The following is a 24119-nucleotide window of genomic DNA, read 5'->3' as shown; positions in this document are numbered from 1 at the left end:
GCATACGTCAGCCTGACAAGAGAGCAGAAAGTGGACACAAAACAGCCTTGGCCTTCCAGTGAGCAGGAATTGGTAGAAGTACGACGGTTTAATAAAACCCTCGCGCGGATGCCGCGTTTCCAGATTCGCAATCGCGTCACGCCCCGGCTGATTCAGGCGCTGTTGCGTGCAGCTCAGATCGGCAGCGCCCTGAAACCGGGAGGCCATGACCTGCGCATCGAGAAAAGAACGGTCAGTTCGGATAACGTACCGGTGCCCGTGCGCATCATCCGCCCCAAAGGTAAACCCAAGGGCGTGGTGTTCGACATCCACGGCGGCGGATGGGTGATCGGTAATGCCCAGATGAACGATGATCTCAACGTCGGCATGGTCAACGCCTGCGACGTAGCCATTGTTTCGGTTGATTACCGACTTGCTGTAACAACCCCCATCGAGGGCCTGATGGAGGATTGTTTTTCTGCCGCCTGCTGGCTGTTGGGCAAAGACTGCGAGGAGTTTGCCGGCCTGCCGGTTATCGTTGTCGGCGAATCCGCTGGCGGACATCTTGCCGCAGCCACGCTTCTGAAATTGAAAAGCCGACCTGATCTGCTCGAGCGGATAGTGGGGACGGTGCTGTACTACGGCGTTTACGACCTGACGGGCACCAAGAGCGTGCGTACCGCACGGCCGGAGACGCTGGTGCTGGACGGTCCGGGCATGGTCGGCGCCATGCGCGCGCTTACCCCCGACCGAAGCGACGATAAACGCCGCGAGCCGCCACTGTCACCGCTGTATGGCGATTTGACCGGCTTTCCGCCCGCACTGATGTTCGTCGGAGAGATCGACCCGCTGCTGGATGACACACTGCAAATGGCCGAGCGCTGGGCCAACTCGGCAGAGGTCGAAATGCACCTCATGCCCGAGTCGCCGCACGGCTTCATCCATTTCCCGACCACGTTGGCGCGCAAGGCGCTGGCGCGCAGCCGTGAATGGATCAATGAGCGGATCGGTGCGCTGGGTTGAGCCCGCCGCTCAACCCAATTCTGCGACCCACTTCGACACGGGGTCGCCACTGCTCAAGCCCGGCTGCACAAGACCGTCGATCATGAAGGTCGGCGAAACATGTATACCGTTCTGGCGAGCGTATTTGGCGTGCCATTTCACGGCCTGTTCAAGCTCGGGATTGGCGAATGCCTCCGCCAGCGCCAGGCCGCTGTAACGCTCGATGCGCGCGATGATGTCGTTGGGCGTCGCGTCCATGTTCGGGCCGGTGGCGTGGTGTTCGAACTCGAATTCTTCACGGTGCGACGCAACCGCCGTCATGACCGCCTTGGCGCTTTGCTTGCCGCCTTCAAGGGTCGCAGCCGCCAGAATGCAGCGCACGATGACACCCGAAAACATGTGCCAGGGCTGCGATTGCAGGCGGATTTTGACCGTGATCCTGTCTTCTCCGGCCTGAGCCAGCAGCTCATCGAGCTTGAAGAAAGCCTTCACTGAAAAAGGGCAGGTTGGCTCAAGAAAGACTTCGAACAGACGAGGTCCGTGGCCCCAGGAAAGTACGTCTGAATACATGGTCGTGTTGCTCCCGTCGAGGGTTGTACAGAAAACGCGCCGGGCTGGTTGCCCGCGCCGGGCATGGTCACGAGAAGCATTCTCCCGGACACCTCTCGTTCCTCACGCAGAGCATTGGCGCGAGACAAACAGGCGCGCCGGGCTGATTGCCCTGCGCCGCGCATGGTCACGAGAAGTAATCTCCCGCACACCTCTCGTTCCTCACGCTCCGCGTGGGAATGCAGTTCGTGACGCTCCGCGTCACACATTGCAACTTTGACACCACCAGCTTGAGGCGCCATAAAAGCCTGAACTGCGGATCATGCGGGTTTGAGAGCAGGTTCGGGCATGAGTTCGATTTTCAGGCCAGCAATGCGCTAATCCAGCGAATCTGCTGCGCAACCTCCTGCCCTTTTTCTTCGCTCACGCCTTTCTGTGCTCTTTCGAAGTTGTTCAGCGTTTTCTGTTTTTTGCCCAATAAACGCTGCCACTTGAGCAGAAACGCCGGGCTGCGCGCCTGCATCTGCAGCGGGCCGAAATACAGTTCCTCAGCCGTGTACTTAACGGGGCCTGTGCGTTCGGCGACGATGATTTCGTAGTCGAAACGGTTTTCCCGCAGCACCTCTTCGCTGACGATGCGGTAGTCATGCTCCATCAGCCAGACACGCAACGGTTGCTCGCCGCCGTTGGGTTGCAGGATCAAGCGTTCCTGACCGCTCAGGCGCGCCTTGCCCGCTTCAAGGATGTCGCGAATCGTCTCGCCGCCCATGCCGCAGAGACTGATCGCCGTGATCGCGTCCTGCGCTTCGATCGCCGCCAGACCATCGGCCAGGCGCACGCTGACCTGATCCTCCAGATCGTTCTCACGCACGGTGCGCTCGGCTGCGCAGAACGGCGTCAATGCCACCTCGCCAGCCACCGCCGCCGAGATGGCGCCACGGTTCAGCAGCGCGACCGGCAGATAACCGTGATCCGAGCCGATATCAGCCAGCCGTGCACCGGCGGGTACGTGCGTCGCCACACGCTCAAGGCGCATGGACAATCTCTGTTCGTTCAACGGCAACCCCTTTCACCCCAAACGTCCGACAGCATGGCCGGGTCCGGGCGCGATTCTGTAGAGCAACGCGGCGCATTTCAACTTTCCGCGACAAAGCCCACGGCTCGACCCCCACCTGTCGCTCGCGTAGGCTTGGCGTTTTCCATCCTTTGCAAAGCAGAGATCCCATGGCAAACACAGACATCACCTTCACCCCCGATCCAGATCCGGAGTCCATCTCGTCGGACGTCGCCGACTTCAACGGCGTGCTGGTCAGCACCCAGATCCCTACTCATCCCGACGGTAGCCTGGAACTGGGCGGCATCACCGAGCAAAGCGAATGCACCCTGCGTGCCCTGAAAGACGCCCTCGAACGCGCCGGCAGCTCGATGGACCGGGTCATGCACCTGACCATCTACCTGACCGACATGGCGGACCGGGCGGCTTTCAATGAAGTGTACAAACGCTTCTTCAAAAAGCCGTGGCCCGTGCGCGCGGCAGTGGGCGTGGCATCGCTGGCGGTTGAAGGCATGCGGGTTGAAGTGACGGCGATGGCGGCCAAAGCGGGCTGACCGTAATGCACACACCTGACTGATGCTCGCGTCAGTGTTCTGCACCTGTGCAGAGTTGGACATCCCGTGGAACCGGATCTCGTTGCTTGCCACCAAGGCGGTATGAGTTTCCGGAGAAGCCGATGATCAACCTCACCAGCATTGCATCTTCGTTGGCGCGTGTGGCGCTCAGCGATTCGACAAAGCCAACGATAGACCGCGCGATGAACGTCGTCAGCCATATCGCTGGCAAAGTGGCGTTGCAGGTCAACAACTCATTGTTGGAGCAGACAGGTCGGCTCAACGAGCGTCAGCAGAAAGGCCTCGCGGTAATCCTGGACGCGTTGCGTGGCAAGGAACCGGTGACCCATGTCGAGACGCACGAAGGGGGAGGCCGATTCAATCTGGCGCGAGCTGCCTTCGACGTGGCCAGCGTTGTCTGGGAGCGCGACAAGTCGATGCGCAACGTGATGAGCTTTTTGGGCGTCAGCGATAGCAAGGGCAACCTGCTGTTCTCTCTGGGCAAGACGCTGGCTGAGGCGATGGTCAAGCCCGAACCTGAGTATGGCAAGCACAACAGTGAGGCGAACTATGCGTTCTTCTCCAGCAACCTGAAGCTGAACAAACTGATGAACGACATCGCTGATCAACTGATCAACGAGATTCGTCAGTCGAACACCGATCGCGTGCGACGACCCACGCCGGGCCCGTCCTGGAGACCTGAAAGCACTCAACAGCAAGCACGCCCACAAACGCCTCCACGCACTCGCCCCCAGGCTGCCAACAGCGCGCCGCCGCCACCGCCGAAAGCCGAGCCCCGTGCAGGCGCTCAGCGGCCGTCAGCAGATCGGCCCCACGACACGCCCGCTGCTGGCGCGTCCGCGAAGGTGGACGATTCCGGCCCCGCCACGCCACCCGTCAAGCCGCTGTACGCGCATCTGGGCCTCTCGGACATGACGGCGGACCTCTCCGCAGTCAAAACGGCCTACAAGAAAGCCTCGCTGAAGAATCACCCTGATAAGAACGTCGGTAACGAGGCTGAGGCGACTGAGCGTTTCAAAGTGATTTCAAATGCGTTCAAGATTTTGTCCGATCCAGAATTGCGCAAGAAATACGACAATGGCCTTATTGATGAGAAAGGTGACCAGGTCCAGGTCTGATTTTTCGACGCGAGGCATGCTTGCGGCAGTCTTTCTGGCGACTGCCGTTCAGCTAAAATACGCCGCCTGATTCCCCAACCCCACCCCGGTATACTCCCTGCATCTCTCCGGGAGCCCCCATGATTTCGTTACCCATCGATGCCGTCCTGCCAGCCCTGCGCCAGGCCCTGACCACGCGCCATGAAGCCATACTCGAAGCCCCTCCCGGCGCGGGCAAGACCACGCGCGTGCCGCTTGGGCTGCTTGAGGAAACCTGGCTGGCCGGGCAGACCATTCTGATGCTGGAACCTCGGCGCCTGGCCGCGAGATCGGCTGCCGAGCGGTTGGCCAGTGAACTGGGCGAGAAGGTCGGCGAAACGGTGGGGTAGGCGCCTATGCGCTGAACCTTCTGTTGGTGAACGAACTCAATCAGTCTAGGTAGTCGGAGGATGATTCCGTTTGCTTCCGAAGCAGTTGTCCAAAAAGGTAAGGCTATGATCGCTCGATGGCATTGGATGCTGGTGCAACTTACAAAGAAGCTTTGGCTCAGAGCTACCTTGTTTTCACTGCTGGGCGTAGCGACCGCCTTGATATCAATCTTGCTCAAGGACTCGATTCCATTTTCTCTGTCGGCACCGTATAGGTGCAGATGCCGTTGACAAGATTCTGAGCATCATTGCCTCCAGCATGCTTGCAGTGACCACCTTTTCGCTAAGCACTATGGTGACAGCGTACGGCGCGGCCAGCAGTGGCGTAACACCGCGTGCGACGACGTTGGTAATGGAGGACACGACAACACAAAACGCGCTCGCGACGTTCATCGGCTCATTTCTATTTAGCCTGGTAGGCATCATCGCCTTGAGCACTGGAGTCTATGGCGCCCAAGGACGCGTACTCCTGTTCGCAGCGACCATGGTGGTGGTCATCCTCATCGTTTACACGCTTCTGCGCTGGATTGATCACCTTTCAAAGTTGGGGCGAATGGGCGAGACGATTGATCTGGTGGAGAAAGCGGCCATTGATGCAATCGATCATAGAGTACGGTGGCCATACCTGGGCGGAGTTGCTTTCCCAAAGGGGTGGACTGTGCCTATCGGCTCTCAGATCGTTACCAGTGAATCGACTGGATATGTACAGCATATCGATGTTCAGGCACTGAGCGAGGTAGCGGAGGCCGGAAACCTCAAAATATTCGTGGATATTCTCCCCGGTAGTTTCGTCCACCTGGGGAGGCCGCTGGCCTATCTCGTACCGCTGGCCAAAGAGTCTGTCGAGATCACTGGCGAGCTGTCGGAGAAGGTGCTCGCTACGCTGACAATAGGCACCCGGAGAACCTTCGAACACGATCCCCGCTTTGGACTTTCAGTGCTGTCGGAAATAGCATCCCGCGCGCTGTCTCCCGCAGTGAATGACCCCGGTACGGCCATTGACGTCATCGGGCGAGGCGTACGTAGCTTGACTACGTGGTGTAAGCCACAGCCAGTTGCCCCTGAGCATGAAAAAAGCTGCGGCCAGGTTTTTCTGCATGGTTTGAATGTGGACAACTTGTTCGATGACTTCTTTGCGCCGATAGCCAGAGATGGCGCAGCAATCATCGAAGTGGATCTGCGCCTGATGAAAGCCCTGATCAGCCTGGCTCAGATCGATCCCGCTTTGTTCAAAGCCGTTTGCGTGAGGCACGCGAATATCCTTTTGAGAAGATCAGACAGCGCCTTGGCTTTGAACGAGGAAAAGTGCCAACTAAGGGCACTGGCAGACAAGTTGCTGTTTAACTAGCCAGCCTCACTACTAAGGTACGAAAGCTGCATAGAGCGCTCAAAAGCCAATTTGATGACGCCTTCTATGAAGCCTTTTTACCTTACCTCCACCAGACTCGCGCCTTCCATGCTCACCAAAGCACTGCTTGGCTTCATTGCTCTAGTGTGTCTCTCGTTGATTTTGGCTACAGCCTGGCAGATGAATCAGTCCAAGCGTGAGCGCGTAGCTACAGCCAAAATTGCGGTTTCAAACATCGTTCTTGCCGCCGAGCAGCAAGCTCGGGATACGGTACGACAAGCTGATAATACGCTGCGTGATCTCGTGGAGCGCGTGGAGCGCGACGGTTTAGAGGGGGCTCAGCAAGCTCGACTGGCGAAACTGATGGCCCAGGATGTGGTGAATGTGGACGGCATCCAGGGGCTTTTCATCTACGATGCCCAAGGCAACTGGGTCGCCAACTCCTTTTCCCAAGGTATACAGGTGAAAAACAACAGCGACCGCGCGTACTTCGCGTATCACCGCGATAACGCCGATGAGTCCATCCACGTCGGTTCCATTGTCGAGAGTCGCATTACGGGGGAGATGGTTATCCCTATCAGTCGACGCATCAATGCTGCCGACGGTACGTTTGCAGGTGTGGCATTAGCGACTGTGCCCGTTGCCTATTTCCAATCATTCTTCAAGCGCATGGATGTGGACGACAAGGGCGTTATTTTTCTCGCGCTGAACAATGGCGACTTGCTGGCTCGGCGACCGACAATGACGGCACTTATGACAACCAATGTGGCCAAAGGGGATCTTTTCACCAGTTACCTGCCATACAGCGATAGCGGTACCGCTGTGATCAAGTCTGTAGTGGATGGCGTGGAAAGGATTTATGCCTATCGGCGGGTTTCTGGGTTGCCCATCGTCGCTGCTGCTGGCGTTTCCTGCCAGCATGTATTCGCCCCCTGGTGGGCCTATGCGTATCGATCCATGGCTCTGGTGGCTATGATCACTTTATCTTTGGCTTCGCTAGGTCTCTTGTTGTACAGGCAAATTCAGCACTTGATCACTGCGGAAAGTGAGCTGAGCAGCGCCCGAACCGAGCTTGAGGTCATCGCTCAGACCGACAGTCTGACGCATTTGGCCAATCGACGTTGCTTCGACGCTACGTTGCAAAAAGAGTGGGGACGAGCGTCTCGAAATAACTCGGTCATCGCGATCATTTTGTTGGATATCGACTGGTTCAAACAATACAACGACTGCTACGGCCATCTGCGGGGGGACGACTGCCTGCGCCAGGTAGCCGGGATCATCGGAAGCTGCATCAACCGGGCTGGCGATCTAGCGGCACGGTATGGCGGTGAGGAGTTCGTGATCCTGCTAGCTGAAACAGATTTAGCGGGTGCTTTGAGCGTTGCCGAAAAAGTCAGGTTATCCATTGAAAACTCATTTATAGAGCACTCCGGCAGTCCAGTGGGGAATGTAACAATCAGTTCAGGTGTGGTGGCGATCAACGCACCGGAGAAGGAGGGCTATATAGCCGCCCTGAGGGAAGCAGATCTACTTCTTTACTCTGCTAAAACCAAAGGTCGCAACTGCGTCGAGGGACGAGCAATGGCCGACCCCACCAGAAAGCAGTTCATATGCCAGCCCGTTCTAGGCACAAGCCAATGCTGATTATGGCCGACTTGCTGCCCGTCTCGCCTTCTGAACCCCATTGCCATGCACCCCAATTGCGATGGGTGTAGGCCTTTGGTGCCGCTGGCCTGATCATTCAACCTGCTTCGTGGCCTTTGAATATGCATGCCAGGTTTTGACAGCCGTCCAGCAGCCACATCGCCTCTTGACGAAAAGCTTAAAGTTTCCAATTTTGGGTCGATAGCTTGTTGAATATGTCAACCATCATTGGAGAGCAGGAATCTAACATGCGCCTTAGAAATCTCAATTTAGCTCCACGAGCGGCCCTGTTTTTCACTTCAATCATCATTCTAGTTTTTGTGCTGGGTATATTCGCAGTCCTCCAAATGGGCAAGCTACGGGATGCCGAAAAAGACGTCGAACTCAATTGGATGGCCAGCATCCGACAAACTGCGTTGATGGACAAAGCGACACTTCGCCTGAGGCTCGAGACCCAGCGAGGCCTCGCTGACCCTCAATCCATTCAAAAGAACATTGAAAACCTCGCTGGCTATCGCAAGGCTTTCACCGATGCGGTGGCGGGCTATGAGCCACTGATAGCGAGCGATAAAGAGCGCTCGTTTTACACGCCAGTAAAAAACAGCGCCGATGCCTATTCCAAACAACTGGATATTCTCGAACCGTTGATGAGACAAGGTGACATAGCCTCAGCGGTCAACCTGGTGAGTACAGGTATCCGCCCGCTCACGAATGCGATGGAGCAGCAGATTAAAGACTTGACCAATTTTAACAACGAGGGTGCAGCTCGGGCTGGGCAAACCGCAACCGATCTCTATAACAACGGCCTGTGGCTTGTCGTTGGCCTTATAACGGGCGTAGTCATTTTGACGATTGGCTTGGCATTACTGCTGACGAAAAGTATTACCTCTCCGATTAACGATGCGTTGTCCGTCGCGGAGCGTATCGCGGCCAGTGACCTCTCCAAGGAGGTATTGGTTAGCGGGACTGATGAAGCAGGGCGATTGTTGAAAGCACTTGCGCAGATGCAGACAAACCTGCGCAACACGATTCTGCAGATATCCGACTCGTCCACCCAACTGGCCTCTGCGTCAGAAGAGATGACAGCGGTCACTGAGGAGTCGAGTCGTGGTCTTGTCGCCCAAAATGACGAGGTCAATCAAGCAGCCACAGCGGTCACAGAAATGAGCGCGGCAGTTGATGAGGTCGCACGCAATGCGGAGTCAGCTTCTGAAGAGTCGAAGCGTACCCAAGGGTATACAGAGGTCGGTTTGGCGCGGGTGGCTCAGACGTTAAAGTCAATTCAAACGCTGAACGGTAACGTTGAAAACACCAGCGAGCAGATTCAAGGGTTGTCAGATCGTGCCCAGAGCATCACTAAAGTGGTCGAGGTGATTCGGGCAATTGCAGAACAAACCAACCTGTTGGCTTTGAACGCAGCCATTGAGGCAGCACGCGCAGGCGAGCAAGGTCGTGGGTTTGCGGTGGTTGCGGACGAAGTAAGAGCTTTGGCCCATCGCACTCAAGTGTCGACCCAGGAAATCGAGCAGATGATCGCTGCCATCCAGAACGATTCTGATCTGGCCGTGAAGGCAATGAACACGAGCCGAGACCTGGCGACCGAATCGCTTGGCGTCGCCCAGGAAGCCAGTACCTCGCTGGATCAGATAGCCACGGCCATTGTTCAGATCAATGAACGTAACCTCATGATCGCGACGGCCTCTGAAGAACAATCGCATGTAGCCCGCGAGGTTGATCGCAATCTGGTCAGTATCCGCGAGTTAGCAGCGCAAAACGCTGCGGGTGCCAGCCAGACAGCAAGTGCATGCGGTGAAATGTCAAAACTGGCTGTTAACCTGAATCAGTTGGTTAACCGATTTGTGGTATGACAAAGGCTTTAGGGAAGCTGAGGGCTAACCTCGGACTAGCCAGGCACTGAAAGCAACGTGCCCGAAATGCTCAGGTTTTCTGATTACGCGGCAATTCCGATAAATCGGGATTGCCTCAAGCGTAATGGTTGTTCCCGGCATTAAACGTCCCAAATGACTGAATTGGCAAAGCGCACACGATTAGTCTCAATATTCAGCCTGACTCAGTGTGTTCAGAAAAGGGGGGATGCCCGTACGCTTACAGCTCGAACACATCCTCAAGAGCACAATCCATCGTATGCCAACTTATCGATGGACCCTGCTGCAGGCTCCACCTGGAATTACTTGGCCAACCACCGATAACCCGTTCACGAGGCTCGGCGTTGGAGCGAACGGCAAACTGAGCCTTGAAGGTGGCAGGGGTGTGCCAGGCACAAAACTTTTCCTTCCTTTGAGCCCCAGGCATCTTCTATTCGCTTGTGTTGGCTATCGACCCCCTCAACGAGGCACCACGCTGAGTCTTACCGAAGCAGAATTTATTCGGACGATGATCCTCAATGGTGCCAACCGCTACGTATTTGCAACGGATATACAGGATATCGATGAGATCAAGTCTCGCACTGTCTCTCGTGACCTATTTGATGCAGATGCGAAGCTTTGGGCGGGGCGGACTCTGTGCGAACATCTCACGGGGTTTTCATGGCACCGACAAGTTATGCGTTAGCGCGCTTGGAGTGAAAGGCGTCAGGCGAAGTTGGGATGGTTACCCGTTACAATAGCCAGCTTACCTGGGAGCCCCCATGACCTCGTTACCCATCGATGCCGTCCTGCCGGCCTTGCGCCAGGCCCTGACCACGCGCCATGAGGCCGTACTCGAAGCCCCTCCCGGCGCGGGCAAGACCACGCGCGTGCCGCTTGCGCTGCTTGAGGAAACCTGGCTGGCCGGGCAGACCATTCTGATGCTGGAGCCTCGGCGCCTGGCTGCGAGAGCGGCTGCCGAGCGGTTGGCCAGTGAGCTGGGCGAGAAGGTCGGCGAGACGGTGGGCTATCGGATTCGTCTGGAAAGCCGGGTCGGCCCGAAGACGCGTATCGAAGTGGTCACCGAGGGGATCCTCACGCGTCGTTTGCAGGACGATCCGGCGCTGGAAGGTGTGGGGCTGCTGATTTTCGATGAGTTTCACGAACGCAGTCTGGATGCCGATCTGGCCTTAGCCCTGAGCCTCAATGGCCGGGAACTGTTTCGGGACGATCAACCGCTGAAGGTTCTGCTCATGTCGGCCACGCTGGAAGGCGAGCGGTTGGCGGCGTTGCTGGATGACGCGCCGGTGGTGCGCAGCGATGGGCGCATGTTTCCGGTGAGCATGCAGTGGGGGCGTCCTTTTCAGCCCGGTGAGTTTGTCGAGCCGCGTGTCGTGCAGACGGTGCTGGATGCGCTGGGCAGCGAGTCCGGCAGCCTGCTTGTGTTTCTGCCGGGGCAGGCCGAGATTCGTCGGGTCAACCAGCAACTGGCGGAAGCACTGGGTGAGCGCGCCGACATTCTGCTGTGCCCTTTGCATGGCGAGCTTGATCTGAATGCGCAACGCGCGGCTATCGAACCGGCTCCCAAGGGCACGCGCAAGGTGGTGCTGGCGACCAACATTGCGGAAACCAGTCTGACCATCGACGGCGTGCGCGTGGTGATCGATGCCGGCTTGGCGCGGGTGCCGCGTTTCGATCCGGGCAGCGGCATGACGCGTCTGGAGACTCAGCGCATCTCTCGTGCCAGCGCCACCCAGCGCGCTGGCCGGGCAGGGCGGCTGGCGCCGGGCGTGTGTTATCGGCTGTGGTCCGAAGCGCAGCACGATCAACTGGCCGCCTACGGGGCGGCAGAAATTCTTCAGGCGGATCTCGCCGGGCTCGCGCTGCAACTGGCTCGCTGGGGCGTCACGCCTGCGCAACTGGTCTGGCTGGATATACCGCCAGCCGCGGCTTATGCACAGGCGCAGGATTTGCTGGTACGTCTGGAGGCATTGAACAATCAGCCGGGTCAGCCGCCAGCCCTGACCCCACACGGTCAGGCGATGGCTGAGCTGCCTGCTCATCCGCGCATCGCCCATCTGCTGTTGCGCGGCCATGCGCTGGGGCTGGGCGAACTGGCGTGCGACGTGGCGGCCTTGCTGGGCGAGCGCGATATCTTGCGCGGCGCTGGCGCGGACCTGCACAGCCGCCTGACCCTGCTGGCCGGCACCGAACGCGCGGCGCGCGGCGCACAAGGCGGGGTACAACGGGCCAGACAACTGTCGCGGCAATATCGCGGTTATCTGCGCGGCGCGGCGAGCAGCCCGGTCAGCGATCCGGACCACTCCCGCTGGCTGGGCGCCTTGCTGGCGCTGGCTTACCCGGATCGCGTCGCACAGCAACGCCGAGCGGGCGGAGCGGAATACCGATTGGCCAACGGCCGCGCGGCACTGTTCGCCGAGGCGGATGCGCTGATGAAACAGCCATGGCTGGTCATCGCGGATTTGGGCAGCCGTCAGGGTCAGCGCGAGGAACGCATCTACCTCGCTGCCGAATTCGATCCAGCGCTGTTCGACTCTGTGCTGGCCGAGCAGGTCATCAGCGTGGACCAGATCGACTGGGACGAACGCGAAGGTGTATTCCGCGCCGAACGACAGCGCAAAGTCGGTGAACTGATCATCAGTCGCGAACCACTGACCGGCCTCAACGACGCAACCCGCAGCCATGCGTTGCTGGCGCTGGTGCGTCGCAAAGGCCTGGAATTGCTGCCGTGGACGCCCGAACTGCGCCAGTGGCAGGCGCGTGTCGCGCTGTTGCGCAGCCTGGATATCGAGAAAAGCTCAGCGAGCGAGTGGCCTGATCTGAGCGACGCACAACTGCTGGCGACACTCGAAAACTGGCTGATGCCCTACCTGGGCAAAGTCACCCGGCTCAGCCATTTCAGCCAGCTCGACCTGTCCTCCATCCTGCGCAACCTCCTGCCATGGCCAATGCCGCAACAACTGGAAGCGCAGGCCCCGCAGACCATCCAAGTGCCGTCTGGCTCGAATATCCGTATCGACTACAGCGAACATCCGCCGATTCTGTCGGTGCGGCTGCAAGAGCTGTTTGGCTTGTCCGATACGCCGCGTATCGCCAATGGGCGGCAGGTGCTGAAACTGCACTTGCTGTCCCCGGCACGCCGCCCGGTGCAGGTGACGCAGGACCTGGCTAACTTTTGGCGGTCGACCTATATAGATGTGAAGAAGGACTTGAAGGGGCGTTATCCCAAGCATTACTGGCCGGATGATCCATTGGTGGCGGAGGCTACGGCTCGGGTCAAGCCTAGGGGGACGTAGTGAATTGTTCCACGGCTGGATTATTCCGGATGCAGTCTGTTACGCAGAGTATCCAGATATTTGCGAACATTTTCCTTGGCTGCCAGAAGAATGATGGGAGACTGAACACGAGAATGCTAGTTTGCAACTATACGGCAGTCCTCCTCAATCGCGCAGTTTTGGTGCCGCTGTGCAGACCATGCGATGTGTGACATTGTTCATAGAGCTACACCATCAGTGTGGTGACATAACGACTTGCTTTTGGATGAGAATGCCCGCGTATTACGTGTTTGGCCACATGATCAACGTAAGGCAGGTACTGAGTCGCACAAGTGAATGTCAATATGGTATTGTCAAAGGGGGATGATTGAGTATAAAGATCGTGAGCTGTAATTAGGTAGGGGTTAGGCCTTTATAGGAAATTTAGTCGATAGGTAATGGGATGAGTGATCGGTTTCTGCTATACATTGATATTCTCGGTTTCTCGGAAATGGTCAGTAAGGAGCCTAGAAAAGTCGTTCGGGTCTACGAAATTCTGGATACCCTGAATGTTCATGGACGATCCGATTTCAAGGTGATTGTTTTTTCAGATACCATTCTGATATACAGCAGCTCTACAGTTTCTAGCGATCCAGATAGAGCGTATTGCATACAAGCTCTCATTGATTTTGCGAGTGATCTACATCATAGACTCGTCGGTCAGGATATCTACTTTCGCGCCGTTATTGTCAAAGGCGATTTTCATCACTATGAACGGAATCATGTTAACTGCTTCTTCGGCAGCGCTCTTATTACTGCATACCACGCTGAAAAGGCGATTCCATCCTTAGGGCTGTTCATTTCTGATGAATGCTCGAGATTTGGGCTCATGCAAAAGATTGCTGATTTCTCGCCTGGACTATCGTTCGTTTTTCTATGTGAGGGTCTACAAGCATTGAGTGCCCTTTCTCCTAATAAATGGCCGATCAATCTAAGAGGTAGCCCCGGAGAAGACTTTGCAATCAATCTTCCTTGGGATGTGCGTTTTCTTAAAGATATCCATACCCAAATGCGAAAGCATGCAGATCCCGCCGTTCGAACTAAGTTTCTCACAGCATGGGACTTTTATCAGCGAAGATATAAAGGTGCTTTAAATGCGTTAGTGCAGAGCGATTTCAGTATAGCTGGGCTAGTGTCTAGCGACTGGGATATGGTAACAAAAAAAATGGATGAAAAGATTAAATACTTCAAGCGTATTGGTGCTGGTACGGATCTATCAAGAAATGTGCAGGAATCGTCTAGGCAGTTAGGTGAAAGTTTTAAGTTGAAATATAAGAAAGGTTATTTGGGTTGATGCTTGTTGTAAGTCGAGCTATAGCCTAATTTGAATTGTGATCAGGTTACTCGCAGCAATTCTCAATTGGGCTTCTAGATTATAAGGTAAATATTTGAAGGTTGATTGGTGTTAGGGGGGGCTAGATTTTTGGTTCGCGTTAAGTATGTTGTGATTTGATGTTGTGGTTTTTAGGGTTTTTGATACTTGAATGCTTTTTGAGGTGGGAATTATGTCAGAAATAAGCTCCACGTATCACTTCGAAACAGCCAAGGAACTTCTAGGTGCTCTCATGCCTTGGTCAAAATTAAGCTCCGATATCGTACTAAAAAATTATGTTTTCAGAGGGCAGCGAGACGCTACTTACCATTTGGTACCGTCCTCGCTGCGGCCGCCTTCAAAAAAAGACATGATTGCGAGTATGAATGTTTTTGTTGATGCTCATCCTGATCTAGAGCATTCGTCTTTTATACAAGCATTTGTAGAGTATCAACTAATCAGAGATTTTTATAGGCAAGCTGATATGAATGGTCTCTCAGTGCCAGAGTCAAGGTTTTTAAGAGATCTGCACTATAGAAAAGTAGACTTTCAGGCTATGTCAAGCTGGAATCATAATTCTCCTTGGCTACCTGATGATATGCTGGAAGCAGCAGCTTTAGCACAGCACTACGGGATACCAACTCGGCTATTGGACTGGACATATAATCCAATGATCTCTGCTTTTTTCGCTTCTCAGCCAAGGCCTGGCTGCGACGGTTTTAAGCGCGATGGAAAGCTTTGCATATGGGGGCTTAATACAGAGAAAGTAGGTTTTATTCATATGGCATACCGCAAGGCAAAAGACGTTCCGATGGAAAGGCCTTTTCCGGATTTCCCTTTAAAATTTGTTACGCCACCTTATAGAGGGAATCCGAATCTGGAGGCCCAGCAGGGGCTGTTTAGTCATTGGGTTACCCCACTCGGTAGTCTTGAGTATATATTGGATAAGGTTTCGGAAAATACGCCTGCTGTTTGCTTGGTACAGCAGGTTGCAGACTATTTTCGTGATCTGGGAATTCCTGTGGTAGACGATCTTTTCATAAAGTTTACGTTGCCAAATTCACAAGCGGAAAACCTAGCAAAATATCTTCGTGAGTTAGGCTATGGCCCCTCTCGATTGTTCCCTGGTTATGAGGGGATAAGTGCTGAAATCAGTGAGCGAAGATATTTTACGAAAAAGCCAATGTCAGAGAATGATTAAAGGTCATCGTACGGCTGTTCTGAAAGCTATAGCTTTACTTTGATTTTTATTTAAGGGACTTAGGATTGGTTGAAAAGGCTTTCTTTTCTGGCAAAATTTCGGGCATTAGTCAGGGGGGCTGTCGATTTTAAAACTTGGTGGCCAACGATTGTAGCGTATCCGCTTCACGAACCCCACATTGCCAAGGCAATAGCTAATGTCTGACGCTATGCTCCAGATTTCCTTTCGGAGACAGCCGAGGAGGAGAATGATGGGCAGGCGTGGTAGCGTCCCAGTCCCCTTTCACAGTTTACCCATTGACATGACCGTGTCTTCCAGCGTACGCATTTAGTGCCTTATTGACTTTGCTCCATCTCCCTAATCCAGCTGTATGTGCCGTTTAGCCAAACGAAGACGCTGTTGAGCACCTCGCGCAAATGCCAGAAGTTGATGTGGGTAACGTCCGGGAGGTGGTCTTTACCAACGTTGGTCGTCGCATACCGAAATACCATGGAGTCTGGGTCAACGTCGCCAACTGACGAATGAACTCGTGAACAGCAGTAGCGTTGTCGTCTGAGTGCTCTACACCGAAGTCTTTAAGCAGACGACGCAATTCCGACCATAGAGGCATCAACGGATGCTAGTCGTAATTCTTGGGCTCTCTGTCTGTCAGAGCACGAGCGCTCTTTAGCATCAGCTTTAACTGCAGCTCTAGGGAGTGTCGGTATAGAAAGAGCAAAGGTAAATGCCGCTATCCAAAGGCACCTGACGATTTGCCATAGCCTCTACGAGACCGTCAACGGCATCTTTGTATGCAAAAGTATAGAGGTGCCTAGGAAGCCCGGGGCGATTCATTGCATGTTTTAGCAACGTCGCTAAAAAGCTGGATAACAGCTTGCCTCGTGACAATGAGACCTTTGCCAACGTGACCGTCGATTAAAGCATCCAGTACTTTGGTGCGCAGACTCATATCGTGTTCCTTTTGTGAGGAAAAACTGGCCGAGGGACGCTAGCTATTTTTGCTGGCTAATGGCTATTCTCTCATCATTTCTCCAGCAAGGAACGCGTATGAAGCTCAACCCACTACATCTCAAGATCGCTGGTTTGCTTGAAGGCAGGCTTTTTCGAATCCCAGAATACCAACGCGCCTACTCTTGGACATCTCGCCAGCGCAAAGACTTATTCGGCGACATCGAGGAGGCATTTCGATCTGGCCGGGAGCATTTCATGGCTACATTGGTCGCCTTGGCCAAGGAGAAAGAAACCCGTCTTCTCGGCGTCGACGAGTTCAAGACTGTCGAGCTGGTGGATGGCCAACAACGGGTAACGACCCTCATCATCCTTATGAAGGCGATTGAGAAAGCTCTAGACAACGATGACGCTACGCAAGCCAAGGTGCGGCGGGAGTTGGGTGAGCTCCTTGTTAAAGGAGACGATCATTCTCTAATTCTGCTCCAGACAAACCATGATGCGAGTCAGGTTTTCACCAACTACATCCGCAAGGGGATGGTGGAGGAAGGCTCTGCAAAAACTGCTGCAGATCAGAATTTGGTTGAAGCTGCCCGTGACTGCGAGCTCTTTGTGAGCAAATGGCTGGCTCGTGGAGATACGATCTTTGAACTGTTGGTGACCATCAGAAATAAGCTAACGATCATTTACCATGAGATTTCTGACGAGGCTACGGTATACCGAGTCTTCGAGGTTCTTAACAGCCGTGGGCTGGATGTGAAATGGATCGACAAGCTCAAAAGCCAGCTAATGGCACTCATTTTCGAGCACGTTGAGGGTGGTACTCGCGATGAGGCGGTGTCTGAAATGCAAGACGTCTGGCGGGGCATTTATCGCTCGCTGGAAAACAGCACACGAATTGGAGACGAAGCTCTCCGCTTCGCAGGAGCATGGGCTTGTGACGCACGACCGAATCGGATTCCCAGTGAAGCAGACTCGACCGCATTACTGACCTTGAAGGCGGGCACGCAGCTAAAAACGATTGCAGAGGTCGGTCATGAGCTCGAAGCGGTCGTGCAAGCGAACCTGCGCCTGTTCCGAGATCCGCGCCTCCGGGCTGTAACGCGCATTGTGCACGCTCGGTTTGTTGCCGCAGCGATCATCCTGCGGAAATTCGACAAGAAGACAGAGCAAGAGCTGCTGGGTAAATGGGAGCGCGCAACTTTTAGAATCTACGAACTGGCGAGCCGTGACAGCCGTCACAAGGTTGGGGAGTACATCCGTCTTGGTTACGAAATCTACCGGAATAACTTGGATAAAGATCAAATTCTTATCGGTTTGGAAAAAATCTCCAAGGGTTATTCCATTGATGAGGTTTTGGACAATATTGATTGGGTGAGCAGCTACGATGGCTGGCAAAATCAGCTGCGCTATGTGCTGAACCGTTATGACGAGCACTTGGCTAAGCTCGCAGGGCAGAAGCTAAATGAGAGCCAATGGGGAAAAATCTGGGAGCAGGATGCCGCTAGCTCAATAGAGCATATTGCACCACAAAGCAGTGGCGTTGAGTGGATGCACCACCTTGGGAATCTGACGATGCTGCCACCAGGAACAAATTCTTCGCTAAAAGCTAAGCCGCCGATTGAAAAGATAGACATCTATCGAAGCTGTGGACTGATTGCCACGATCCATGTAGGCCAACAGATTCATGACTCTGAATCTTGGACTGAAGATATGGTTCTAGCTCGGGCAAGAAGCATCGAAGATTTCATCAGGATTGAATGGGCCGACTGATCACAGTTCAAGTAACATGAAGTCTGAGTCTTGGAGGTACTCTGTACCTCCAAGTAGGCTGCGCAGGAAAACCGTCCAAAAGGTAAGGGTCTTGGTTAACAGGTGGGTCTGTATTTGTGGAATGGAATATGGGGGGCGGAGGATTAAATGGCCGGCTTTTTAGGCTGGCCACCACATCATCAATCTCAGAATTCGCGCTCAACATCATCGAAGAAGTTTGCGTTTAGTTCGTGCTCTAGGGAGCCGAATCGCGCGAGCAGATCTGCTCTCAGCTCACCTTCAGCCTCCGGTTCAAAATTGATCCGGTGGCTGTACGGGAGACCATCATCCGACTCATTGGTCGTGATTTCTGATCCGGCCAAGAGCTCGCCGTCTTCGACCGATATCCCCAGCTCGCTCGCCAGTGCTTGCGCCATAGACATGCGGTTGCTACTCCGGGCTTCTTCCACCGCTGCCCAATACTGCAGCTCAGACCTACGGTCGCGGTCAGCATCAGACTCACCGCTGATGATGGACACGCCATCCTCAGCAAGCAACCACTTACCTTCGCGGCGAAGCAACTCGACCGTGGCAGTAAGGAAGAACGCTGCACCGTGATACACCCGTTCCTGGACTTGCTTGCCTTGGTAGGTCAGCGAGACACCCAAGATCAGCATTCCAGTTGAATCGGTGTATTCAGAGGCATCGACTGTCAAGTTATCCACCGTAAACCCGCTTGCGTTTGTCTCCGCAATCGCACCGGAGAGCTGATCTTCTAGCTCCTGATCCAGATCTGCGTAAACATCGTCCTCGTGGATCGCGTCGCTAAAATCTCTGACCCCAAATACCGTCATCATCAAGCGTGGATCCTTGGGATTCCGCTGTGCGACCACAGAAAACTCATGGTAATCAGCGAAGCCTGCTTTTTGCACAAGTGTTTCTTGAGCGACAGAAAGCTTCAGGCCTTGATCACGAGCAAGTTGTTTAGATTGAGATTTTAAAATGTTTAATGGGGAAAAATCAGACATGGCAACGATTCCTAATCTACGACGCTTAGGTGTCCGATTGCCTGTTCACCGGGCAGCGTCTGGTTAGGGGCATGCCGATGTAAAACGGTGGTGTGTATCAACGATGGGCTATTGCTTTGCGAAACAGGCGCCAGGCGACCATCACCGCCTGCCTTGATCATAGGTGAGGAAGATCCACTTCACAATAGCCTTCGGAAAGGTGATCACCAAGGTGCTTTCGCGGGAAGTGCCTGGAGGAGGGTGTTCGGATATTGGCCATATCAGCTATTGCGTACCCAACGCAACAGACCCAGAGAACACCAGGGCGCAAAGCCCTGGCAGGCAGCAGATGTCACTTTTTCTTTTTAGCCGGCTTTTCAGCCTTTTCTGATTTCTTGGCCTTTTCTGGCTTGCTATCAGCTTTTTTGGCAGCTTTCTTTGGCTCGGCGTCTTTTTTCTTGTCTTTCTTTTCGGAAGACTTGGAAAGCGTCGAGGCCGCTTCAGATTTCTTGGCCGGTGATGCTTTCTTGTCTTTCAGATCCTTGCTGGCTTTCGAGGCTTCGCCTTTGCTTTTCTTGTCGTCTTTAGCCACGTTGATCACCCTTTGGTGTATGCCGGTATTGGCACGACGTCCATGGAAGTATCCATGGGCTAATCATTAGGCGAACGCGCTGAGAAACGGTTCAAACTGTTTTGACACTGTCGGCTGTGAGGGCGCTATTCGAAAGTTTGGTGGCCAGCCAGAGTATTGAAACCTGAATGCTGCTCGCTCCCTCAAGGCAAAACCGGCAACAAAAACCGCCCGATCACCGGCAAGTGATCAGAGATCAACAACGTGTCATCCCTGCGCACCCTCGCACTCACTCGCTTCAAACTCGGGCTGTAGAACAGATAATCCACCGTCCGGTCCGGCCCGTTGATGCGGCTGTCGTTGGGGAAGTGCGTCAGCCATTTGCTGCGGTCGATGCCGCTGGATTCGGCGTTGTCGGGGATCATCGGGTATTTGTCCCACAGTTCGTGCAGTTCGCTGTCGGCGGTGTAGCCAAGACGCTGTTGCTCGGGGAGGCGCTGGTATTGGCCCAGCGGCAGCAGGTTGAAGTCGCCGCCTATCAGCCAGGGCGTGCCGCCGCTTTCCAGCTTGTCCAGCTGCGTTTCAGTGGCCGCGACCTGTTTTTGTGCGGTGTCGCCGGCGTGTCTGGCGGTGGTCAGGCTGGTGTTGATGACGGCCAGTTTGCCGCCGTCACGCAAGGGCAGGTAGCTGACCAGCAAGGCATCTTTTGGCTGGAACTGACGGCTGATGATGTTGGCGTCGGGCACCGGCAGTTGTATACGTTCGGCGCTGTCGATGTGGAAGCGGCTGAGGGTCGCGAGTTTTCTGCCGACGCTGCCCCAGATATGCGGGTTGGGTACGAACTCTGCCTTCCAGTAGAACGCCTGCGTGCTGCACGGGTAGAGGTCCGCGACACGCTCCTTGATTAGCGCCAGTTGATCCTGATAATCGGAGTTCTTGGCACCATCGTCGACGCCTTGCAGCAGCACGATGTCGGGTTGTTCGTCACGGATGACCCGCGCCACTTCATCCAGGTTGTAGGCAAGGTCTTCATGTGTCGGGCGTTCGTCCGGGCCGCTGCCGTCGGCCATGTCGTACCAGAACACATAGCGTTTACCCGCCAGGTACTGGATGTTCCAGGTCATGACTTTCAGCGCTTGCCCCGGCACCAGTTTCGGTGCTTCGACCGCTGGGTTGCAGCTGGCCGTGAGTAATTCACGGGCTGGAGGGCGCCAGGTCAGTTGGAAAACCAGCAACAGCAATACGGCGACCAGCAGCAAGCCGTACAGGGTCAGACGTAGCAGTAAACGGGGCATCGGCTCGACTTGGAGCGCCTGGCGCTCAGTGAGGGATTCGGCGTTGAGCATACCGAATCGACGCGCCTGACGTCAGCCTTTGCTTCAGGCGCGGTGTGCGGGTTCGCTGATCAGCATGAACAGGCGGAACGTCACGATGGTGGTGAACAGTTGCAGGAAGCTGCCGATGCTGTCGGTGATAACGGAAACCGCTGCGCTTTGCGGCTCCGGAAACAGGTACAGGCTGGCGCCCTCGAGCAGCCACAAGGGTATGTAGACGCTCAGCACGCACACCAGAATGCGCGTGAAGTGTCCGGTGGTCATCTGCATGCTTTCGCGCATGGCCATGAACGGCGTGAGTTTGCGCAGAACCAGCAGGTATTCGCTGAACGCCAGTTTGATCATCACCCAGATGCCGGGCACGACAAACAGTGAGAGGCCGAACATGATCAGCAGGGTGCTCATGGCCGACAGCACGGCGAAGGTCGGCCACAGGCGCACGGCCATGGCCAGTACATCGCGGGTGTGTACGTCCTCGCCACGGCTGCGTGCGTCGAGAAACAGGATCAGCGCGGCTGTATAGACAGGGTAGAAGAACAGCCCGATCACCAATGCATAGGCAGGCGAAGTGTCGGCGGACATGGCGCTGCCCAGCGCTTGTTTGGCCAGCACTTCAAGGATCACGACAGGCAGGCACAGCAGCGCGATGCTGCCCAGATTACGCCGAAAGAAATAAAGCGAATCCTGGATGATGTTCAACGGGTTCATGGAGATAGATCGCAGGCTAAAAGCAGGCGCACACTTTAGCCCATGCCCCCTGTCTAACCAAGCGCAGTGGTTTTCGGCGCACGGCTTGTTATCTTTTTCTTCATGTCATTGAAGCGCGTCGATTGAGGCCCCATTTTCTGCACATGGTACTGCCATTGCGGCAGGGAAGAACTCCAGTGGCAACTCAGTGAGGTGGTCATGAACAGCGAAGAGCAAACCCTGATTGACGGTCTTTTCTCGAAACTGAAAGACGCTGAAACGGCATCCGCCCCGCGAGATGCTGCGGCCGAGGCGCGTATCAAGGAGCATCTGAACCGCCAGCCCGCTGCGCCGTACTACATGACGCAGGCGATTCTGGTTCAGGAAGCAGCCGTCAATCAGCTCAATCAGCAGGTAAAACAGCGTGATGAGCAGATTCAGCAGTTGCAGGCCGAGCTTCAGCAGGCCAGGGGGCAGTCCTCGTCCGCGCCAGCGAGTGGCGGGTTTTTGTCGAGTATCTTTGGCAGCAGCGCACCGCGGGCCTCGCAGCCGCAACCGAGCCAGCCTTCCAGTGGCGGCTGGCGTGATGGTGGTGGTTTCAATCCTGCACCTGCGCCCGCAGCGCCACAGGGCGGTTATGCCGCGCCTGCTCCGGCTGCCGGCAGCGGCTTTCTTGGCGGGGCGCTGAAGACCGCGGCCGGTGTAGCGGGCGGTGTGCTGCTGGCAGAGGGCATCAGCAGCATGTTCAGCCACCACAGCCAGCCGCAGGAGATCGTCGAAGTCATTCACGACGCGCCACAGGCTCAGGACACCGGCTCGTTCAATGATCAGGGCGGTTGGGGACAGCCGGATCAGCAGTACACGGCTGACGACAGTTTCGACGATGGTGGTGACATGTTCTCTGACGATGATTCGTTCGTTTGAAGACGTGACGGTCGTTCTTCACGTTCCAGCGCTCATCGTTATGCACAAATCTCCAAGAGCCCGAAAAGCGTGACTTTCGGGCTTCTGCCCGCAGGTCGGGGGCGGCGATCCGCGTTGCTCACGAATACGATGGTACAGATGCTCCATTTTCAGGGGTTACCGGCCTCTTCGCGAGCAAGCTCGCTCCCACGGCCTGCGGCCAGAATCAAGAGCAGACTTGTGTATAACGATGAGCGCTGGAGCGTGGGAACGATAATCTGTGCCATGCCGCGCGGGCCTCGCAGCGGCCGATACCGATCCATCCCTCAATTCCTTCCTCAAACTGGCATACTGGGCGCCGATTCACGTTCCGGATCGCTGTAACCCGTGGGCATGTTGCCCGCCATGAGGAATTGCGGTGAAGAAGATCGCGGTGTTCGCCGACGTGCAGAACCTGTATTACACCGTGCGCCAGGCGCATGGCTGTCATTTCAATTACGCCGCCTTGTGGGCGGATATCAGCAAGCGCGGCGAGATCGTTCACGCGTTTGCGTATGCCATTGATCGTGGCGACAGCAAGCAACAGCAGTTCCAGCAGATCCTGCGCAATCTGGGGTTCACCGTCAGGCTCAAGCCGTACATCCAGCGCAGCGACGGTTCGGCCAAAGGGGACTGGGATGTCGGCATCACCATCGATATCATGGATTTCGCGCCGCAAGTGGACGAAATCGTGCTGGCGTCGGGTGATGGCGATTTCGACATGTTGCTCGAACGCGTGATCAGCAAGCATGGGGTCGAGGCGGTCGCCTACGGCGTACCGGGGCTGACCGCGAATTCGTTGATCCGCGCCGCCAGCCGTTACGTGCCGATCGAAGGCGCGTTGTTGTTGAAATGAATTTACAGGGCCAGGCCAGTGTTGGAACGTATTGCAGTCATCGACTTTGAAACCACCGGTATCTCCCCAGGCCATAGCTGCCGGGCGACCGAGATTGCGGTGGTGATCATGGAGCAGGGGCGTATCGTCGAGCGTTTTCAGAGCTTGATGAATGCCGGCGTGCGTATTCCTGCGTTCATCGAAGGGTTGACCGGCATCAGCAACAACATGATTCGTACCGCCCCCAGCGCCGAGCGGGTGATGGGCGATGTAGCGGATTTCGTCGGCTCGACACCGCTGGTGGCGCACAACGCCTCGTTCGACCAGAAGTTCTGGGATTACGAGCTGTCACGTATCCAGCGCACGCGCGAACAGAGCTTTGCCTGTTCACTGCTGCTGGCCCGACGTCTGATGCCGGGCGCACCGAACCACAAGCTCGGCACGTTGACCCGCTATGCGCGCCTGCCCGACACCGGCAAGGCTCACCGGGCGATGGCCGATGCGGAAATGGCGGCCAATCTGACCGTGCACCTGACCAACGAATTGCGCCAGACCCACGGCATCTCTGCCATTTCTCACCAGATGCTGTGCTCCCTGCAGAAAGTCCCGGCCGCGAAGATCAACGAAACGCTGAAGCGTCAGCGCGGCATCTGA

General features: G+C 55.5%; 19 protein-coding genes and 1 pseudogene. 14 read left to right on the top strand and 6 right to left on the bottom strand.

Annotated elements, in window-relative coordinates; all coding sequences use genetic code 11:
* The first annotated feature begins 30 nt into the window (after window positions 1-30).
* Window positions 31-1002 carry an alpha/beta hydrolase gene (locus tag PI739_RS15130; protein ID WP_271352005.1) on the top strand — a complete coding sequence of 324 codons (972 nt, stop codon included), beginning with the start codon at window positions 31-33 and terminating at the stop codon, window positions 1000-1002.
* A 9-nt stretch (window positions 1003-1011) separates the two neighbouring features.
* On the opposite strand, the gene PI739_RS15125 is transcribed toward PI739_RS15130, so the two are convergent.
* Window positions 1012-1551 carry a DsbA family protein gene (locus PI739_RS15125; protein WP_003368767.1) on the bottom strand — a complete coding sequence of 180 codons (540 nt, stop codon included), beginning with the start codon at window positions 1549-1551 and terminating at the stop codon, window positions 1012-1014.
* Window positions 1552-1891: 340 nt separating this feature from the next.
* Window positions 1892-2587, bottom strand: coding sequence for a tRNA (adenine(22)-N(1))-methyltransferase (locus PI739_RS15120; RefSeq protein WP_003368765.1), 696 nt, complete (start codon window positions 2585-2587; stop codon window positions 1892-1894).
* 167 nt (window positions 2588-2754) lie between these two features.
* Between PI739_RS15120 and PI739_RS15115 the strand changes: the two genes are divergently transcribed.
* From PI739_RS15115 to PI739_RS15070, 10 genes and pseudogenes are all read left to right on the top strand, one after another.
* Window positions 2755-3138 carry a RidA family protein gene (locus PI739_RS15115; protein WP_054081970.1) on the top strand — a complete coding sequence of 128 codons (384 nt, stop codon included), beginning with the start codon at window positions 2755-2757 and terminating at the stop codon, window positions 3136-3138.
* A 122-nt stretch (window positions 3139-3260) separates the two neighbouring features.
* Window positions 3261-4277: a type III secretion system effector HopI1 gene (gene hopI1 / locus PI739_RS15110; protein ID WP_054081971.1), complete on the top strand. Its 1017-nt coding sequence runs from the start codon at window positions 3261-3263 to the stop codon at window positions 4275-4277.
* A gap of 119 nt (window positions 4278-4396) precedes the next feature.
* Window positions 4397-4642: pseudogene (locus PI739_RS15105) on the top strand (DEAD/DEAH box helicase); the annotation flags it as partial.
* Window positions 4643-4943: 301 nt separating this feature from the next.
* Window positions 4944-6032, top strand: coding sequence for a DUF2254 domain-containing protein (locus PI739_RS15100; protein WP_432757961.1), 1089 nt, complete (start codon window positions 4944-4946; stop codon window positions 6030-6032).
* Window positions 6033-6098: 66 nt separating this feature from the next.
* Window positions 6099-7676 carry a sensor domain-containing diguanylate cyclase gene (locus tag PI739_RS15095; RefSeq protein WP_054081973.1) on the top strand — a complete coding sequence of 526 codons (1578 nt, stop codon included), beginning with the start codon at window positions 6099-6101 and terminating at the stop codon, window positions 7674-7676.
* Window positions 7677-7891: 215 nt separating this feature from the next.
* Window positions 7892-9544: a methyl-accepting chemotaxis protein gene (locus PI739_RS15090; protein ID WP_456300321.1), complete on the top strand. Its 1653-nt coding sequence runs from the start codon at window positions 7892-7894 to the stop codon at window positions 9542-9544.
* A gap of 779 nt (window positions 9545-10323) precedes the next feature.
* Window positions 10324-12858 (top strand): ATP-dependent helicase HrpB, encoded by a 2535-nt coding sequence (gene hrpB / locus PI739_RS15085; RefSeq protein ID WP_054081975.1) that lies wholly within the window; start codon window positions 10324-10326, stop codon window positions 12856-12858.
* A 421-nt stretch (window positions 12859-13279) separates the two neighbouring features.
* Window positions 13280-14170: a hypothetical protein gene (locus PI739_RS15080; RefSeq protein ID WP_054081976.1), complete on the top strand. Its 891-nt coding sequence runs from the start codon at window positions 13280-13282 to the stop codon at window positions 14168-14170.
* Window positions 14171-14381: 211 nt separating this feature from the next.
* On the top strand, window positions 14382-15389 hold the full coding sequence (locus PI739_RS15075; RefSeq protein WP_158227029.1) for an FRG domain-containing protein: 1008 nt from the start codon (window positions 14382-14384) through the stop codon (window positions 15387-15389).
* 1047 nt (window positions 15390-16436) lie between these two features.
* A complete protein-coding gene (locus PI739_RS15070) occupies window positions 16437-18110 on the top strand; it encodes a DUF262 domain-containing protein (protein WP_054081978.1) in 1674 nt (557 codons plus the stop codon).
* A gap of 185 nt (window positions 18111-18295) precedes the next feature.
* Here PI739_RS15070 and PI739_RS15065 read toward each other — a convergent pair whose 3' ends face one another.
* The 4 genes from PI739_RS15065 to PI739_RS15050 form a co-directional block, all read right to left on the bottom strand.
* Window positions 18296-19117, bottom strand: a complete 822-nt coding sequence (locus PI739_RS15065; RefSeq protein WP_054081979.1) for a hypothetical protein — start codon at window positions 19115-19117, stop codon at window positions 18296-18298.
* A gap of 331 nt (window positions 19118-19448) precedes the next feature.
* Window positions 19449-19697, bottom strand: coding sequence for a hypothetical protein (locus tag PI739_RS15060; protein ID WP_003368741.1), 249 nt, complete (start codon window positions 19695-19697; stop codon window positions 19449-19451).
* A gap of 173 nt (window positions 19698-19870) precedes the next feature.
* Window positions 19871-21013 (bottom strand): endonuclease/exonuclease/phosphatase family protein, encoded by a 1143-nt coding sequence (locus tag PI739_RS15055; protein WP_054081980.1) that lies wholly within the window; start codon window positions 21011-21013, stop codon window positions 19871-19873.
* A 33-nt stretch (window positions 21014-21046) separates the two neighbouring features.
* A complete protein-coding gene (locus tag PI739_RS15050) occupies window positions 21047-21709 on the bottom strand; it encodes a YciC family protein (RefSeq protein WP_003368738.1) in 663 nt (220 codons plus the stop codon).
* Window positions 21710-21907: 198 nt separating this feature from the next.
* On the opposite strand from PI739_RS15050, the gene PI739_RS15045 reads away from it, so the two are divergent.
* The 3 genes from PI739_RS15045 to PI739_RS15035 all read left to right on the top strand — a co-directional run bounded on the left by PI739_RS15045 (window position 21908) and on the right by PI739_RS15035 (window position 24119).
* Window positions 21908-22612, top strand: a complete 705-nt coding sequence (locus tag PI739_RS15045) for a DUF2076 domain-containing protein (RefSeq protein WP_046718978.1) — start codon at window positions 21908-21910, stop codon at window positions 22610-22612.
* A 397-nt stretch (window positions 22613-23009) separates the two neighbouring features.
* A complete protein-coding gene (locus PI739_RS15040; RefSeq protein WP_003313837.1) occupies window positions 23010-23486 on the top strand; it encodes an NYN domain-containing protein in 477 nt (158 codons plus the stop codon).
* A 21-nt stretch (window positions 23487-23507) separates the two neighbouring features.
* On the top strand, window positions 23508-24119 hold the full coding sequence (locus tag PI739_RS15035) for a 3'-5' exonuclease (RefSeq protein ID WP_054082176.1): 612 nt from the start codon (window positions 23508-23510) through the stop codon (window positions 24117-24119).

This window comes from Pseudomonas cerasi, from assembly GCF_027983475.1.
Taxonomy (GTDB): domain Bacteria; phylum Pseudomonadota; class Gammaproteobacteria; order Pseudomonadales; family Pseudomonadaceae; genus Aquipseudomonas; species Aquipseudomonas cerasi.
The sequence above is the reverse complement of the archived record's forward strand: the minus strand, read 5'-3'. Positions and strand labels throughout refer to the sequence as shown.

What these genes read in the sequence shown, in the direction of transcription:
- PI739_RS15125 (WP_003368767.1), bottom strand. Translation starts at nt 1,551, where the DNA reads ATGTATTCAGACGTACTTTCCTGGGGCCACGGACCTCGTCTGTTCGAA.
- PI739_RS15080 (WP_054081976.1), top strand. Translation starts at nt 13,280, where the DNA reads ATGAGTGATCGGTTTCTGCTATACATTGATATTCTCGGTTTCTCGGAA.
- PI739_RS15055 (WP_054081980.1), bottom strand. Translation starts at nt 21,013, where the DNA reads ATGCTCAACGCCGAATCCCTCACTGAGCGCCAGGCGCTCCAAGTCGAG.
- PI739_RS15090 (WP_456300321.1), top strand. Translation starts at nt 7,892, where the DNA reads ATGTCAACCATCATTGGAGAGCAGGAATCTAACATGCGCCTTAGAAAT.
- PI739_RS15100 (WP_432757961.1), top strand. Translation starts at nt 4,944, where the DNA reads ATGCTTGCAGTGACCACCTTTTCGCTAAGCACTATGGTGACAGCGTAC.
- PI739_RS15065 (WP_054081979.1), bottom strand. Translation starts at nt 19,117, where the DNA reads ATGTCTGATTTTTCCCCATTAAACATTTTAAAATCTCAATCTAAACAA.
- hopI1 (WP_054081971.1), top strand. Translation starts at nt 3,261, where the DNA reads ATGATCAACCTCACCAGCATTGCATCTTCGTTGGCGCGTGTGGCGCTC.
- PI739_RS15115 (WP_054081970.1), top strand. Translation starts at nt 2,755, where the DNA reads ATGGCAAACACAGACATCACCTTCACCCCCGATCCAGATCCGGAGTCC.
- PI739_RS15095 (WP_054081973.1), top strand. Translation starts at nt 6,099, where the DNA reads ATGAAGCCTTTTTACCTTACCTCCACCAGACTCGCGCCTTCCATGCTC.
- PI739_RS15070 (WP_054081978.1), top strand. Translation starts at nt 16,437, where the DNA reads ATGAAGCTCAACCCACTACATCTCAAGATCGCTGGTTTGCTTGAAGGC.
- PI739_RS15075 (WP_158227029.1), top strand. Translation starts at nt 14,382, where the DNA reads ATGTCAGAAATAAGCTCCACGTATCACTTCGAAACAGCCAAGGAACTT.
- PI739_RS15050 (WP_003368738.1), bottom strand. Translation starts at nt 21,709, where the DNA reads ATGAACCCGTTGAACATCATCCAGGATTCGCTTTATTTCTTTCGGCGT.
- PI739_RS15045 (WP_046718978.1), top strand. Translation starts at nt 21,908, where the DNA reads ATGAACAGCGAAGAGCAAACCCTGATTGACGGTCTTTTCTCGAAACTG.
- hrpB (WP_054081975.1), top strand. Translation starts at nt 10,324, where the DNA reads ATGACCTCGTTACCCATCGATGCCGTCCTGCCGGCCTTGCGCCAGGCC.